Below are 15,543 nucleotides of genomic sequence, written 5' to 3'. Positions count from 1 at the left end.
GCCGGCGCGTAGCGCAAGCCGGTACCCTTCCTTCATCTCCCGCACGCGTCGAAGATGAAGAGGTGTGACAGCACGCCGCCATCTGGCCGTTTGAACTTCGCGACCAAGCGGCGTAAAAGAGCCGCTGTCGCACGAGGGCCCATCCATGCAGCTGTTTTCCATCTTCGCCGTCTACTTCATCGTCTGGTGGCTGACGCTTTTCGCTGTCCTGCCGTTCGGCTTGAAGACACAGGCCGAGGCGAATGATGTGGTGCCCGGCTCGGTGGAAAGCGCACCCGCCCGGTTCCGCGGCGGCCGTATCGTGCTGATCACCACGCTCGTTTCCGCCGTCATCTACGGCGCCTGGTATGTGCTGTCCGTGCGCCTTGGCTACGGGCTGGATTCGTTACCGCAGTTCTACCCCAACTACGAATAGCTGCCGCCATAGAGGTTAACGACCTCGAACGGCACTTAGGTAAGGGATTTCGCCCTTCAGGCTTTTTACGGAAAAGTCTTCCGTTTGCGCTTTATCAAAAAGCTTGTTCAACAATCCACTCAGGCCTGTCCGGCAACCTTAAATCGGCATGTTTTCGCTGAGTGAGGCTTGCGTAACGTGAGGCGCAGTGTCGCAGGGGGCGTGCGCGCGGATTTCCGTTGATCGGAATTCATCGGGAAGCGCGGCGCGGAGCAGGGGAGCTCGGCAAAAGGCAAAAAAAAACAAGGCTGAAAGCCTTGTTTTGCAGGTATCGCGTGATCTTTATCCGTTGTGCGGTGGCAGCGTCTACGCGCGCCTAAGATCTGATCCTCCCAAGACTTGACCGCGAAAATGGCTGGAATTTGCACTTCCTGCCTGTTTTGTGGCCTGAAACTAGCCCAAACGTTAGGCGTTGTCATCCGCTTTTTTGCATTTTTGCTACACTGGAATAAAATTTTTCGATTGACAACATAAGCGCAATTTCTGTTATTGGCGCCCTCATTTTTCTGCCACATTCGCCAGGTCCGCCAAGAGCGGTGGACAGTGCTTCGCGCTGCGCGGCCGGCGTGGCCTGCCGGGTTTCTTTCCGCCGGCGAAGCGTTTATGAACGCGTGAAAATCAACGTCATTTTGCCCGATTCCCAGAATAGGGCGGATCAGTCACACCGGAAACCGATATGCGCCTTTCCCGCTTCTTCCTGCCCATCCTCAAGGAAAACCCCAAGGAAGCCGAGATAGTCTCGCACCGCCTCATGCTGCGTGCGGGCATGGTTAAGCAGCAGTCCCAGGGCATCTATACCTGGCTGCCGCTCGGCAAGCGCGTTCTGGACAAGGTGAATGCGATTATCCGCGAAGAGCAGAACCGCTCCGGCGCGGTCGAACTCCTGATGCCGACGCTGCAGTCCGCCGAGCTCTGGCAGGAAAGCGGCCGCTATGACGCCTATGGCAAGGAAATGCTGCGCATCAAGGACCGCCAGGAGCGGCCGATGCTCTACGGCCCGACCAACGAGGAAATGATCACGGACGTCTTCCGCTCGTTCGTGAAGTCCTACAAGGACCTGCCGCTCAATCTCTATCACATCCAGCTGAAGTTCCGCGACGAGATCCGTCCGCGCTTCGGCACCATGCGCTCGCGCGAATTCCTGATGAAGGACGCCTATTCCTTCGACCTGAATCGCGAAGGCGCCGTGCATGCCTATAACCGCATGTTCGCAGCCTATCTGCGCACCTTCTCGCGCATGGGCCTGCGTGCCATCCCGATGCGTGCCGATACCGGCCCGATCGGCGGCGATCTCAGCCACGAATTCATCATCCTTGCCGATACCGGTGAATCGGAAGTCTTCTGCCACAAGGACTTTTTGAACTTCGACATTCCCGGCCTCGACACGAATTTCGAAGACGTGACGGGCCTCAAGGCCATCTTCGACAAGTGGACCTCGCGTTACGCTGCCACCTCCGAAATGCACGACGCTCCGGCCTTCGAGGCGATCCCGGAAGGCGAGCGCCTGTCGGCCCGCGGCATCGAAGTCGGCCACATCTTCTATTTCGGCACGAAATATTCCGAAGCCATGGGCGCCAAGGTCCAGGGCCCCGACGGCAAGGAACACACCGTGCATATGGGCTCCTACGGCATCGGCCCGACGCGCCTCGTGCCCGCCATCATCGAAGCCTCGCATGACGAGAACGGCATCATCTGGCCGAAGGCCGTGGCACCTTTCGAAGCCATTGTCATCAACATGAAGTCGGGCGATGCCGCCTGCGACGCAGCCTGCGAAACGATCTATAGCGCGCTCCTGAATGCCGGCATCGACGTGCTCTATGACGACAAGGACGAGCGCGCGGGTGCGAAATTCGCGACCGCCGACCTCATCGGGGCGCCGGTGCAGGTCATCGCGGGTCCGCGCGGCGTCGCCAATGGCGAAGTCGAGATCAAGCATCGCAAGACCGGCGAACGCGAGACGCTGACCATCGAGGCGGCGATCCACCGCCTGACGTCCGGCAACTGATGTCGGCTTGAGCCGGGAAAACAGGGAGACAGCATGGCTGACGCAGCGAGCGGGGCGATAGAGGCCCAGGCCTTCAAGAAGAGCCGCCCGTTCTCCGCTTTCGAGCGGATGGTCGCCTGGCGCTACCTGCGCTCACGGCGCAAGGAAGCCTTCATCTCCGTTATCGCCGGTTTCTCCTTCATCGGCATCATGCTCGGCGTGGCGACGCTCATCATCGTCATGGCGGTGATGAACGGGTTCCGCACCGAGCTGATCTCGCGCATCCTCGGCATCAACGGGCATATGATCATCCAGCCGATCGACAGCCCGCTGAACGATTATGCCAAGCTCGCCGACCGTCTTGCCGCCGTTCCCGGCGTTACCATGGCCATCCCGCTCGTGGAAGGCCAGACGCTGGCGCAGGGAACGGCGGGCGGCGGTACGGGCGCTCTGGTGCGCGGCATCCGTGCGGATGACCTCGCCAAAATGAAATCCGTCTCCGACCATATCAAGGAAGGCGACCTTGTCGGTTTTGCCTCCGGCGGCGGTGTTGCCATCGGCGCGCGCATGGCCGAGCAACTCGGACTCAGCGCCGGCGGCCAGATCACGCTCGTGGCACCGGAAGGGGACGTCACGCCGCTGGGCGTCAATCCGCGCGTGAAGACCTATACGGTCTCGGCGATCTTCGAGATCGGCATGTCGGAATATGACGCCTCGATCATCTACATGCCGCTGGACGAGGCACAACTCTACTTCAACTCCGAAGGCGTCGTGCAGTCGATCGAGCTTTTCGTTTCCAACCCGGATCAGATCGACAGCCTGCGCCAGCCCATCGAGGCGGCGGCGGAGCGGCAGATCTTCATCACGGACTGGCGCCAGCGCAACCAGACCTTCTTCTCGGCCTTGCAGGTCGAGCGCAACGTCATGTTCATGATCCTGACGCTGATCGTGCTCGTCGCCGCGCTCAACATCATTTCCGGCCTGATCATGCTGGTGAAGGACAAGGGCAGCGACATCGCCATCCTGCGCACCATGGGCGCCACATCGGGCTCCATCATGCGCATCTTCTTCATGACGGGGGCGGCCATCGGCACGGTCGGCACCTTCGCCGGCGTGCTGCTCGGCGTCATCGTCTGCCTCAACGTCGAGTCGATCCGCCAGTTCTTCTCCTGGATCTCGGGCACGACGCTGTTCAACCCGGAACTCTATTTCCTCAGCCAGCTTCCGGCCGACATGAATGCCGGCGAGACGGTCACCGTCATCGTCATGGCGCTTGCGCTCTCCTTCCTCGCGACGATCTTCCCCGCCTGGCGTGCCTCCAAGCTCGATCCGGTTCAGGCCCTCAGGTACGAATAGGAATTCAGCATGGCAGCGCGCGTCGCTTTGGAACTCAAGGGCATCGAACGGCACTACGGCCAGGGCGAGACGGTACTGTCGATCCTCAAGGGCGCCGATTTCACGCTGAGAAGCGGCGAGACGGTCGCGCTCGTCGCACCGTCGGGCACCGGTAAGTCGACGCTGCTGCATGTCGCGGGGCTGCTCGAAAAACCCGATGCCGGCGATGTCTTCGTCAACGGCCATTCCTGTGCCGGCCTGCCGGATGACCAGCGCACGGCGATCCGCCGCGGCGAGATCGGCTTCGTTTATCAGTTCCACCATCTGCTGCCGGAATTCACCGCGCTCGAAAACATCATGATGCCGCAGCTGATCGGCGGCCTCTCCAAGGCCGAGGCACGCGAACGCGCCGCGCAGCTGCTCGATTATATGCGCATCGGCCACCGCGCCGATCACCGCCCGTCCGAACTTTCCGGCGGCGAGCAGCAGCGCGTCGCTATCGCACGCGCGGTTGCCAATGCGCCGCTCCTGCTTCTGGCCGACGAGCCCACTGGCAATCTCGACCCGGAAACCGCCGGCTACGTCTTCGAGGCGCTGGAAGCGCTCGCCCGCCAGTCCGGCCTTGCCGCGATGATCGCCACGCATAACCACGAGCTTGCCGGGCTGATGGATCGCCGCGTGACGATCGAGGATGGCCTTGTCAAGGAACTGGCCTGAAAGGCCCGTCGTTCGATATCACGCCGCGAGCTTAGCGGTTCCGGCCTTGCGTTCGACAAGCGCCCAGATGTGCCCGAACGGATCGAAGATCGACGCCACGCGCCGGCCCAACATATCCACCTGCACTACATCTCGCGTCACGGCACCGGCTTCGATCGCCCGTTGCATCGTGCGCTCGATGTCGCCGACCGTCAGTGTGAAAATCGCGCTGACGGACCCGGCCGCCTTGGGGAAGAACGGTCCGCCATAGGACAGGTTTTCCTCGCGCCGCGGGTTTGATCCCGCGACGGCCACAGGCATCGTTCCGAAGCGCATGGCAAAGCCCGCTAGTACGCCTTCGATATGATAGGGTTCGACCACTGCGGCGCCAAAGGCGACGACGTAGAAATCCGCCGCCTCCTGTTCGCGCCCGTGCTAGACGAAGAGGGAAATTTCGATGCTGATCTCGTCGGTCATCGCGATTGTCCTTCCGTATCGCCGCCCTGCGGGCGGTGCCTGCGATCAGTTGTCCAGCCCGCAGATGGAGCGGGCGGTCTCGTCCTTCCAGTCCTTGAGCAAGGCGAACTGCGCCTGCCCGGAAACCGCGCCGCCGCTGGTCTTGCCCTTTCCGGTCAGCACGTTGAGGTCGCATTCCGCGCTGGCATTGGGGTCGAGCGTATCATAGGCCGAGTAGGTGTAGCCGGCGACGATGAAATCGAAATTTCGATAGGCGATGGTGAGCGACTGACGCCAGCGGTCGCGCCCGACCGAATCGTTCTTGGTCGTGATGGTGAAGGAGCCATTGGCGAGTGCCGCAAGTTCCGGCTCCTGGCCATACATGGTGAGGTTGCCCCATATGCTGTTCGGCAGCGGCAAAGCAAGCGTCAGGCGGTTCTCTTCGGGCTTGGCAAGATAGACATAGAGGCCGTTGTCGTCGCCGCTGTCGTCGCCCGGTGTGGCGATCACGGCCAGATCCGCCGTGCCGTCCTTGTTCCAGTCGCCGCTCGCCATGGCGACGATGCGGTCTGCCGGAAAATCGGCGGCCATCGTTGCGGCAGGCAGAACAATCGAAAACACAAGGGCAGCGGCAAGCGACTTCATTTCATTTCCTCCATGGGGTTGGGCCGACCTTATTGCGCGTGAACGCGTCGGTCCAGAGGGGATGTGGAAAGCTGTTGACACGAGAACAAGAATAGAACAAAGTGAAAACATAAAAGGAAAGGGAGCCATAATGACCGATTTTCTTCGTGACTTTGCAGCATTCACCTCCATCGCCCTGTTCGTCGCCAGCTTCTCCGTCCTCCTCTTCGGAATCTGACGGTTCAGATCTCTCCACTGATCATTCCTGCCTGCCGCGCGTCCTTGGCGCGTGGAAAGCGGGTGCAAAGCCAAGAACCGTCTGGACGAGACGGGTCCGAATCCGCTTAAGCTCTTTCTTCTGATCGGAAGGAAGTTTGACATGGCGGAAGCGGTTCCAGTGACGGTTGGCGAGAAGATCGCCGAGACGCCCGAATTCGTGCACCTGCGCGTGCATTCGGCCTTCTCGTTGCTCGAAGGCGCCCTGCCGATCAAGAAGATCATCGGCAAGGCAACGTCCGACCAGCAGCCGGCCATCGCCATCACCGACACGAACAATCTGTTCGCGGCGCTCGAATTCTCGCAGAAGGCCGTCGGCGACGGCATTCAGCCCTTGATCGGCTGCCAGCTGTCGATCGACATGGAAGACGAGGGCGAGGGTGAAAGGCGCGGGGGGCAGGCGCAGCTTCAGAAGCTGCCGTCGATCGTTGTCCTTGCCGCGAGCGATGCCGGCTATGCGCGTCTCGTCGAGCTCGTCAGCCGCGCCTATCTCGGCGGCGAAAGCGGGCAGACGGTTCGCATTGCCTATAGCTGGCTGGAAGCGGGCACGGACGGGCTGATCGCCTTGACGGGTGCGCGCGGCGGTCCCGTCGACATGGCCTATCTTGCCGGACAGCCGGCCGTAGCAAAAGCGCGGCTCGATGCGCTGAAGGCTGTGTTTGGCGATCGGCTCTATATCGAGTTGCAGCGCCACGGTCGTTACGACAAGTCGCATGAGCGGCGCATGGTGGAGCTCGCCTATGCGGAGGATGTGCCGCTGGTCGCCACCAACGAGCCGTTCTTCCCGTCACCGGACGACTACGATGCCCACGATGCGCTGATGGCGGTGGCGCACAATGCCATGGTGTCGGATGACAACCGTTTCCGCCTGTCGCCGGATCACTATCTCAAGAGCCGCAAGGACATGGCAAAGCTCTTTGCCGACCTGCCGGAGGCCTTGGAAAACACGGTGGAGATCGCCAAGCGTTGCTCCTTCGTGCTGAAGACCCGTGGTCCCATCCTGCCGCGCTTTACCGGGGCGACGGATGATCCGGAGGAGGCGGAGCGCGCGGAATCGTCGGAACTGCGCCGCCAGTCCGTGGAGGGGCTGGAAAGCCGCATGGCGCTGCTCGGCCTGTCGCCGGGCTATACGGAACAGGATTACCGCGAGCGGCTGGATTTCGAACTCAGCGTCATCGAGCGCATGAAGTTCCCCGGCTACTTCCTCATCGTTGCCGACTTCATCAAGTGGGCTAAGCAGCACAATATTCCCGTCGGGCCGGGCCGCGGTTCGGGCGCGGGTTCGCTCGTCGCCTATGCACTCACGATCACCGACGTTGATCCGTTGCGCTTTTCCCTGCTGTTCGAACGCTTCCTCAATCCGGAACGCGTCTCGATGCCCGACTTCGACATCGACTTCTGCCAGGACCGCCGCGAAGAGGTGATCCGCTACGTGCAGCAGAAATACGGCCGCGAGCAGGTGGCGCAGATCATCACCTTCGGTTCGCTGCAGGCGCGCGCCGCATTGCGCGACGTCGGCCGTGTGCTCGAAATGCCCTATGGCCAGGTCGACAAGATCTGTAAGCTCGTGCCGAACAATCCGGCCAATCCGACGCCGCTCTACAAGGCGATCGAGGAGGAGCCGAAGCTGCAGGAAGAGGCGGAGAAGGAGCCGGTCGTCGCCCGCCTGCTCGATATCGCCCAGAAGATCGAAGGCCTCTACCGCCACGCCTCCACGCATGCTGCCGGCATCGTGATCGGCGACCGGCCGCTGTCGCAGCTTGTGCCGATGTACCGCGATCCGCGCTCCGACATGCCCGTCACCCAGTTCAACATGAAGTGGGTGGAACAGGCCGGCCTCGTGAAATTCGACTTTCTCGGCCTGAAGACGCTGACTGTCCTGAAGACCGCCGTCGATTTCATTCGCAAGCGCGATATCGAGGTGAAGCTCGAAAGCCTGCCGCTGGATGACCAGCTCACCTACGAGATGCTGTCGCGCGGCGAGACGGTCGGCGTGTTCCAGGTGGAAAGTGCCGGCATGCGCAAGGCGCTGATCGGCATGCGGCCGGACTGCATCGAGGACATCATCGCGCTCGTGGCGCTCTACCGCCCCGGCCCGATGGAAAACATCCCGGTCTATAACGCCCGCAAGCACGGCGAGGAGGAGATCGAATCGATCCATCCGACGATCGACCATCTGCTCAAGGAAACGCAGGGCGTTATCGTTTACCAGGAACAGGTGATGCAGATCGCCCAGGTTCTCTCGGGCTATTCGCTCGGCGAGGCCGACCTCTTGCGCCGCGCCATGGGCAAGAAGATCAAGGAGGAGATGGACAAGCAGCGCGCCCGTTTCGTCGACGGCGCGGTCAAAAACGGCGTCTCCAAGCCGCAGTCCGACCTGATCTTCGACCTGCTCGCCAAATTCGCCAACTACGGCTTCAACAAGTCGCACGCCGCCGCTTACGCCATCGTCTCCTACCAGACTGCCTATCTGAAGGCGCATTATCCGGTCGAGTTCCTGGCCGCGTCGATGACCTACGATATGTCCAACACGGACAAGCTGAACGATTTCCGGCAGGATGCCGGCCGTCTCGGCATCGCCGTCATTCCGCCGTCGGTGCAGACGTCCTTCGCGCATTTCGAAACGGGCGAGAACCGGATCTACTACGCGCTCGCCGCCATCAAGGGCGTGGGCGAGGCGGCGGTCCAGCACATCGTCGAGGTGCGCGGCACGACGCCGTTTAGGAACCTCGAGGATTTCTGTACGCGCATCGATCCGAAATTCGTCAACCGCCGCGTCTTCGAAAGCCTGATCGTCGCCGGCGCCTTCGACTGCTTCGGCCATGATCGCGCTGCCATGATCGCCGGCCTCGATCGTCTGCTGGGTGCCGCCCAGCGTGCGCAGGAGAACAAGACGAGCGGGCAGGGCGATATTTTCGGCATGGGGGCTGCGACCGGACCGGAGGTCATCACGCTGCCCTCCTATACGCCCTGGCTGGCGTCGGAAAAGCTCCACCGCGAATTTCAGGTGCTGGGATTCTTCCTCTCCGCCCATCCGCTCGATACCTACGCGCCGCTTCTGGCGAAGATGCGCGTGCAGACTTTTGGCGATTTTTCCGCTGCCGTGAAGCGCGGTGCGACGGCCGGCCGCCTTGCCGGCACGGTCACCTCCAAACAAGAGCGCAAGACCCGCACCGGCAACAAGATGGGCATCGTCGCCTTCTCGGACTCGTCCGGCCAGTTCGAGGCCGTGCTGTTTTCCGAAATGCTCAACCAGTACCGCGATCTGCTGGAGCCCGGCAAATCGCTGGTCATGACCGTGCAGGCGGAAGAGCGCCCGGAGGGTATCGGTCTGCGCATCCAGACGCTGCGCTCGCTGGAGGAGGAATCGCTCCAGACCCAGAAGGCGCTGCGCGTCTATGTCCGCGATTCCGGCCCGCTGCGGTCCATTGCCGCCCATCTCAACACGAAGGGCGACGGCCTCGTCTCCTTCATCGTCATCAAGGACAATGGCCAGCGCGAGATCGAGGTGGAGCTGAACGAACGCTTCCGCATCTCCCCCGAAATCGCCGCCGCCCTACGCTCGGCACCGGGCGTGCTGGATGTGGAACTGGTGTAGCGCCATAGATTGGGCGAGGCGCTATCGGAGCGTTTCGTCGATGAGTATTTGCTCCTGTCCGGCCTGTCGCATGGCGAGCAAAATGGTGGTTGCGTCGGCCAGCAAGTCTGTATGCTCGTCAAAGCGAAACAGGGTGTGCGTGGGAAGACCAAGCGCATCTGCGCCGCTCTCGGTCAGGATGAGTTCCAGACGATCCCGATAAGAGGCAAGGCTCACGACCTCGCTGCCATCGCAGGCAAGGCTCTGATCTGTGCGCTCCACATAGAGCAGGTCCTCGATGGAAGGTGGGTTTGCGCCGCTCCGCCGGCGGCCGCAGGCAAAGTGGATCGTGTCGAGCGGATCATCCGGAGAGACGAAGCCGAGCGAGAGCACGAGAAGATTATCCTGTTCGGTGAAGATCTCCTCGACCTGGAAACAGGCGACAGCCTGCCCCGTCAATTGACGACCGTGATCGACGACGCCTTCTTCTTTTTCTTCTTCACGCCCTGAACCGCCGAGGCATCCGCCTTCTGCTGCACCTTGCGCGTCACGGTGATGAAGTCCGTGCCGTCGCCGGTTTCCGGGCCAAGGCCGGTGTCGGAGATCGACAGCGAGGCGCCTTCGCCCATCAGTTCGGAGATGCGCAGGCGCGTGTCGGCGGGGATGTCCAGCCGGTCGAGCGTCTTCGTCAGCGCGTCCGGCTGCGTGGCATCGGCCTCCGTGGTGATGCCGAGACGCTTCAGCGTGGCGGGCGAGAGCTGGTTGTCGACGCTGACGCCGAACCAGTCCGCCTTGCCCTTGTCGCTATCGACGTCGCGGGCGAGCAGGAAATGGGTGCCGAGCGCGATTTCCGGGTTGCGGATGGTGATGGCGGCCTCGACCAGCGGCTTGAATTTCTGGCGCACGAGGATCTGGCCGTTCGGCGGCGCGCCCTTGCCGGCTTTGGCATAGACGGCGGCGACGAGTTCGGGCGTCACCATTCCGTCTTCCTTCAAGCCTTCGGCAAGCTGGAAGGCGCGGATGGCGACGACGGTCTGCTTGCCATGCAGGCCGTCCGGTATCCCGGCGTCATAGCCGAGCGAGGTCAGCAGCGTCTGCAAATCGATCATCATCTCGCGGTCGCCGCGGCGGGTGATGAGGATGCGGATCGGGTCCTGCTCGGTCTTCTGCACGGCGGGCGTGAGGATTTCCGGTTTGGGATCGGTCATCGCGACCTCGACGGCCTTGTCGCCGGCCTCCATCAAGCCGGGCCGCAGGCCCGCCTGAGAGAGAAGCGGTGTATCCGGCACCACGACGACGGGCTTGAACAGCGTCGCATGAACGACTTCCTGCGGCACGATTTCGCGGTCGGTGATCAGCACATGGCCGCCGCGCCGCGTCACGCTGAACAGCGTCTTGGCAAAGGCGTTCGGCAGGCGCACGCAGCCGTGCGAGGCGGGATAGGACGGCACGCTGTTGGAGGCGTGCAGCGCGATACCCGACCAGGTGAGCCGCTGCATGAAGGGCATCGGTGCGCTGTCATAGATGTTGGAGAAATGCGTGCGCTTCTTCTCCAGGATCGAGAAGATGCCGGTCGGCGTCGAATGGCCGGCCTTGCCGGTGGAGACATGCGAGGTGGCGACGACCACGCCGCCATCGTAGATCTTCAGCTCCTGCAGATCCTTCGACACGATGATCTGCAACGGCCCCTCGAGCGTGCCCGCAAGCGCGGTACCGCAGCTCAACAGCAGGCCAAGTATGCTCATGCCAGTCGCCAGGCGAAACTTCATGTTACCCATCCGTACGCAATACAAACCGACGGCAAGCGTAGTGCATCCGATTTAAGGAAGGCTTGATGCACCCGGCCGATCCCCCGATCTGTGCCAACCCGATGCAGGGAAGAACGCCGGTTTGCCGGGATTTATTCGGTGGGGTCGTCGATTTTTCCGGCCGTCTTGAAAGTCAACTTTCCGTGAAAGCGGTCAGGGCCGGATTTGCCGAACGTATAACCGGTCTCGACGCTGGCCTTGCCGAATTTGTCGCGCAGCGTGTTCATCGCGGCTTCGGCGGCGGCGCGGCGGGTGGCGGCGGGATCGACGAGATCGGGCGGGTCGGCGCGGCCGGGATCGGTGAGGTCGCTGACGCCGATGCCGATCAGGCGGTATTTCGTGCCATCCGTCTCCTTGCGCAGCAGTTCGATGCCGGTGCGGAAGATGCGGTCGGCGAGCATGGTCGGGTCTTCGAGCTTGCGGTTGCGCGTGCGGCTCTTGAAGTCGGCGGTCTTCAGCTTGAGCACGACGGTGTGGCCGGCTATGCCGGATTTGCGCAGGCGCGCGGCAACCTTTTCGCTCAGACGGCGCAGATGCGCGACGAGTTCGTCATAGCTGGAGAGGTCGTCGAAGAACGTGGTCTCGGACGACACGCTCTTTGCCGCATCGTTCAGGTGGACTTCGCGGTCATCCTGACCGCGCGAAAGATGAAAGAGCCGCTTGCCCATCACGCCGTAGCGGCGCATCAGATCGGTCTCCTCCATGGTCTGAAGCTGGCCGACGCTGCGGATGCCGTCGCGCTCCAGCGTCTCGGCAAAGGCCTTTCCGACGCCCCAGATGAGGCGCACCGGCTTGTCCCTCAGGAAATCCAGCGCTTCCTTCTCGCCGATGACGGAGAAGCCGCGCGGCTTGTTGAGATCGGAGGCGACCTTGGCGAGGAATTTGCAGTAGGAGAGGCCGACGGAGATGGTGATGCCGATCTCCTTCTCCACGCGTTGGACGAATCGGGCGAGCACGCGGGCAGGGGGATCGTGGTGCAGGCGCTCCGTGCCTTTCAGCTCCAGGAAGGCCTCGTCGATGGAAAGCGGCTGCACCAGTGGCGTCAGCTCCTGCATCATGGTGCGCACCTCCCGACCGACCTTGACGTATTTTTCCATGTCCGGCGGAATGACGATGGCGTTGGGGCAGGCCTCCAGCGCCTTGAACATCGGCATGGCCGAGCGAACGCCGTGGATGCGCGCGACATAGCAGGCGGTGGAGACGACGCCGCGTTTTCCGCCGCCGATGATGACGGGCTTGTCGGCAAGCTCGGGATTGTCGCGCTTTTCCACGGCGGCATAGAAGGCATCGCAATCGATATGCGCCAGCGTCAGGTCGTAGAGTTCGTCATGATAGAGCAGGCGCGGGCTGCCGCAGGCCCGGCAGCGGCGCAGGTTCGCAGGCTGCCCGGAGAGGCAGTCGCGACAGAAGCCCGGAAAGCGTATGGCGGCGTTGCTCATCATCAAGAACAAATATTGAACATCGCGACATTAGTACCTACATATACAAGTCTCAATAGCCTTCAGGGTCGAATGCATGACCGTACACAGGCGCACGCAAGACGGCCTTTCGAGGCTGCCGCCTTACCAGTCGGACGGGCCTGAGAGCACGGCATGGGCATGCACGACCGCTCCCGGCTTGGTGGCGGTCGCTTCGCAGAAAGCCAGCAGGTCCGGCTCGTGGCTCATGAGGAAATCGACGATGCCGGCGAGGAAACCGGGGTCGTTGACGGCATTGCGGACTTCGGATGGAGCGACACCCGTCAGTGCGAGGAAACGCGACAGCAATTCCGGCTCGCCGGCAAGCCAGCCGAGGATGGAGACGGCGGTTGCTTCCGCGGTTTCGGCCGCAGGTGTATCTTTTTGGCTTTTCATTCTTTTCCCTCGGGAAATTTACCTTTTAATCAACCAAGTGACGCTAACGTGGCTGCGGTCAGGCTGGGTGATTTCGGCTTTGCCGCAACTTATCCATCTCCCGGTGGGTTGCAAGGCCGGTCAGAGGAACAGGGACTTACGATGCCCAAGCAGGTCATGATTGTCGAGGACAACGAGCTCAACATGAAGCTCTTCCGGGACCTTATCGAGGCATCCGGCTACACGACCATCCAGACCCGGAACGGTATGGAAGCCCTTGATCTCGCGCGCAAATATCGCCCCGATCTGATCCTGATGGATATCCAGCTTCCGGAAGTTTCGGGCCTTGAAGTCACCAAGTGGCTGAAAGAGGACGATGAGCTTCACGTCATCCCCGTTATTGCGGTCACGGCCTTTGCGATGAAGGGCGACGAAGAGCGTATCCGGCAGGGCGGTTGCGAGGCCTATGTCTCCAAGCCGATTTCCGTGCCGAAATTCATCGAGACAATCAAAACCTATCTCGGCGACGCGTGAGGTAGGGGCGCGATCATGACAGCACGCATCCTCGTCGTCGATGATATCCCCGCCAATGTGAAGCTGCTCGAAGCGCGGCTTTTGGCGGAATATTTCGACGTCCTGACGGCCGATAATGGCTATGAGGCGCTGTCCATCTGCGAACGCACCCAGGTCGATCTCATCCTGCTCGACATCATGATGCCCGGCATTGACGGGTTCGAAGTCTGCGAGCGGCTGAAGGCCAATCCGCGCACCGCCCATATTCCCGTCGTCATGGTCACCGCACTCGACCAGCCGTCCGACCGCGTGCGCGGCCTGAAGGCGGGCGCCGACGATTTTCTCACCAAGCCGGTCAACGACCTGCAGCTGATGTCGCGGGTGAAAAGCCTCGTGCGCCTGAAGACGCTGACGGACGAGTTGCGCATGCGCGCGGCGACCGCTCGCGCCATCTCGATGGAAGACGGGCTCGATAGCAATCTCGGCGACGAGCCGGGCGACATTCTGCTGGTTGACGGTCGTGCGAGCTCGCAGGAGCGTATTGCTCGCGCCCTGAAGCCGATTGCCGAAGTCACCTGCATGTCCGATCCGCAGGCGGCGCTGTTCCAGGCCGCGGAGAGCAATTACGAGCTTGTCATCGTCAATGCCAATTTCACGGATTACGATCCGCTGCGCCTCTGCTCGCAGCTGCGGTCGCTGGAGCGCACGCGCTTCCTGCCGATCCTGCTGATCACCGAGCAGGGTGACGACGACATGGTGGTGCGCGCGCTCGAACTCGGTGTGACGGACTACCTGATCCGGCCGATCGATCCGAACGAACTGATCGCCCGCAGCCTTACCCAGATTCGCCGCAAGCGCTGCAACGACCGCCTGCGCGCCAGCGTGCGCCAGACGATCGAGCTTGCCGTGACGGATGGCCTGACGGGGCTGCACAACCGCCGCTATCTCGACAACCACATGAAGCTGCTGATCGACCGTGCGACGGCGCGCGGCCGGCCGCTCTCGGTCTGCATCACGGATATCGACCGTTTCAAGCTGGTCAACGATACCTATGGTCATGATGCCGGCGACGCGGTGCTGCGTGAATTCGCCAACCGCGTGCGCTCTGCCGTGCGCGGCGCAGATCTCGCCTGCCGTTATGGCGGGGAGGAGTTCGTGCTCGTCATGCCCGATACGACGCCGGAAATGGCGGCCGGTGTCGCTGAGCGTCTGCGCACGATCGTCGAGCGGGAGCCTTTCCGCATTCCGGGCACGGACGTCCTGCTGCCGATCACCGCATCGATGGGCACGGCTTCCGTTCTGCCGGCCGGCGACAGCCCGGATGCTTTGCTGAAACGCGCCGATACCGCACTTTACGAAGCCAAACGCTCCGGCCGCAACCGCGTCGTGGCAGCTGCCGCCTGAGTCGCACCCGAATCGGTTCCCTGCCTACGCTTTTTCCACAGGCTTCACCGCTTTTTGAGCAAGTGCCTGATTTTTAGGGCACTTGCCCCTACGGAAGGTTTTTCCTGCAGGGCCCTGTTCCTGGTCGCGGCTCGCGGCTTGCGTAGCGAAATTTGGCTATAAATCATATCATTCATTTTTGATGATAGATTTCAAAGTGTTGTATCGGATGCAATCATGCCGTGCGAAGTTGCGTCCATTTGCCAGGGTTGTATTTTCCACATCCAACGGTTGCTTTACAGGGGATGGCTTACTGTTGTCTTCTATAACGTAAATGCCGCTTGCTGAGACAATCAGGCGCTCGGCGGTTAACTATGAGACAAGGAGTCTTGGCGGAAACGTTAAGAATTCGTTGATTTATTTTCGTTTTGGCGCGATGCTCAACTCATGGGCGGCAAACAAGCCCGCACAACCGGTTACCCCATGATGCTAGGTCCGCCGCATCTCCTGGGTCGTGGGGTCGGTCGGTCGGTTACGACAAATACGGAATCCTCGTGCCGTCGTCGTACTGACCGACCCCCATTCAACGCCGCTCCCGTCAAGGG

The 15,543-nt window shown here is 61.8% G+C and carries 12 protein-coding genes and 1 pseudogene; 7 read left to right on the top strand and 6 right to left on the bottom strand.

Going from position 1 to position 15,543, the window contains the following annotated elements; all coding sequences use genetic code 11:
• Positions 1-145 precede the first annotated feature (145 nt).
• The 4 genes from ACOZK4_RS05480 to ACOZK4_RS05465 all read left to right on the top strand — a co-directional run bounded on the left by ACOZK4_RS05480 (position 146) and on the right by ACOZK4_RS05465 (position 4,490).
• Positions 146-415 carry a DUF1467 family protein gene (locus ACOZK4_RS05480; protein WP_313524267.1) on the top strand — a complete coding sequence of 90 codons (270 nt, stop codon included), beginning with the start codon at positions 146-148 and terminating at the stop codon, positions 413-415.
• Positions 416-1,130: 715 nt separating this feature from the next.
• The gene (gene proS / locus ACOZK4_RS05475) at positions 1,131-2,459 is read left to right on the top strand and encodes a proline--tRNA ligase (protein WP_421590896.1); all 1,329 of its coding nucleotides are present in this window, start codon (positions 1,131-1,133) and stop codon (positions 2,457-2,459) included.
• A gap of 33 nt (positions 2,460-2,492) precedes the next feature.
• A complete protein-coding gene (locus tag ACOZK4_RS05470) occupies positions 2,493-3,794 on the top strand; it encodes a lipoprotein-releasing ABC transporter permease subunit (protein WP_421590895.1) in 1,302 nt (433 codons plus the stop codon).
• Positions 3,795-3,803: 9 nt separating this feature from the next.
• The gene (locus tag ACOZK4_RS05465; RefSeq protein ID WP_313524258.1) at positions 3,804-4,490 is read left to right on the top strand and encodes an ABC transporter ATP-binding protein; all 687 of its coding nucleotides are present in this window, start codon (positions 3,804-3,806) and stop codon (positions 4,488-4,490) included.
• An 18-nt stretch (positions 4,491-4,508) separates the two neighbouring features.
• On the opposite strand, the pseudogene ACOZK4_RS05460 reads toward ACOZK4_RS05465, so the two are convergent.
• Positions 4,509-4,880, bottom strand: a pseudogene (locus ACOZK4_RS05460) (VOC family protein); the annotation flags it as partial.
• A gap of 111 nt (positions 4,881-4,991) precedes the next feature.
• Positions 4,992-5,570 (bottom strand): hypothetical protein, encoded by a 579-nt coding sequence (locus ACOZK4_RS05455; RefSeq protein WP_313524252.1) that lies wholly within the window; start codon positions 5,568-5,570, stop codon positions 4,992-4,994.
• 358 nt (positions 5,571-5,928) lie between these two features.
• On the opposite strand from ACOZK4_RS05455, the gene dnaE reads away from it, so the two are divergent.
• A complete protein-coding gene (gene dnaE / locus ACOZK4_RS05450; protein WP_421590893.1) occupies positions 5,929-9,423 on the top strand; it encodes a DNA polymerase III subunit alpha in 3,495 nt (1,164 codons plus the stop codon).
• 21 nt (positions 9,424-9,444) lie between these two features.
• On the opposite strand, the gene ACOZK4_RS05445 is transcribed toward dnaE, so the two are convergent.
• From ACOZK4_RS05445 to ACOZK4_RS05430, 4 genes are all read right to left on the bottom strand, one after another.
• Complete coding sequence (locus ACOZK4_RS05445) at positions 9,445-9,861, bottom strand: hypothetical protein (protein ID WP_421590891.1); 417 nt, start codon at positions 9,859-9,861, stop codon at positions 9,445-9,447.
• Entirely contained in the window at positions 9,858-11,171 is a 1,314-nt protein-coding gene (locus ACOZK4_RS05440) for a L,D-transpeptidase family protein (RefSeq protein ID WP_421590890.1), read from the bottom strand. The genes ACOZK4_RS05445 and ACOZK4_RS05440 overlap by 4 nt, the downstream gene beginning before the upstream one ends.
• A gap of 131 nt (positions 11,172-11,302) precedes the next feature.
• Entirely contained in the window at positions 11,303-12,649 is a 1,347-nt protein-coding gene (locus tag ACOZK4_RS05435) for a DNA polymerase IV (protein ID WP_421591209.1), read from the bottom strand.
• 123 nt (positions 12,650-12,772) lie between these two features.
• Positions 12,773-13,063, bottom strand: a complete 291-nt coding sequence (locus tag ACOZK4_RS05430) for a DUF3572 domain-containing protein (RefSeq protein ID WP_421590888.1) — start codon at positions 13,061-13,063, stop codon at positions 12,773-12,775.
• Positions 13,064-13,204: 141 nt separating this feature from the next.
• Between ACOZK4_RS05430 and ACOZK4_RS05425 the strand changes: the two genes are divergently transcribed.
• Positions 13,205-13,576, top strand: coding sequence for a response regulator (locus ACOZK4_RS05425; RefSeq protein WP_010065708.1), 372 nt, complete (start codon positions 13,205-13,207; stop codon positions 13,574-13,576).
• A gap of 15 nt (positions 13,577-13,591) precedes the next feature.
• Positions 13,592-14,959 carry a PleD family two-component system response regulator gene (locus ACOZK4_RS05420; protein ID WP_421590887.1) on the top strand — a complete coding sequence of 456 codons (1,368 nt, stop codon included), beginning with the start codon at positions 13,592-13,594 and terminating at the stop codon, positions 14,957-14,959.
• The last annotated feature ends 584 nt before the right edge of the window (positions 14,960-15,543 follow it).

It is taken from the genome of Shinella sp. M27, from assembly GCF_049199905.1.
Classification (GTDB): Bacteria; Pseudomonadota; Alphaproteobacteria; order Rhizobiales; family Rhizobiaceae; genus Shinella.
This window is presented reverse-complemented; position numbering and strand designations above follow the sequence as displayed.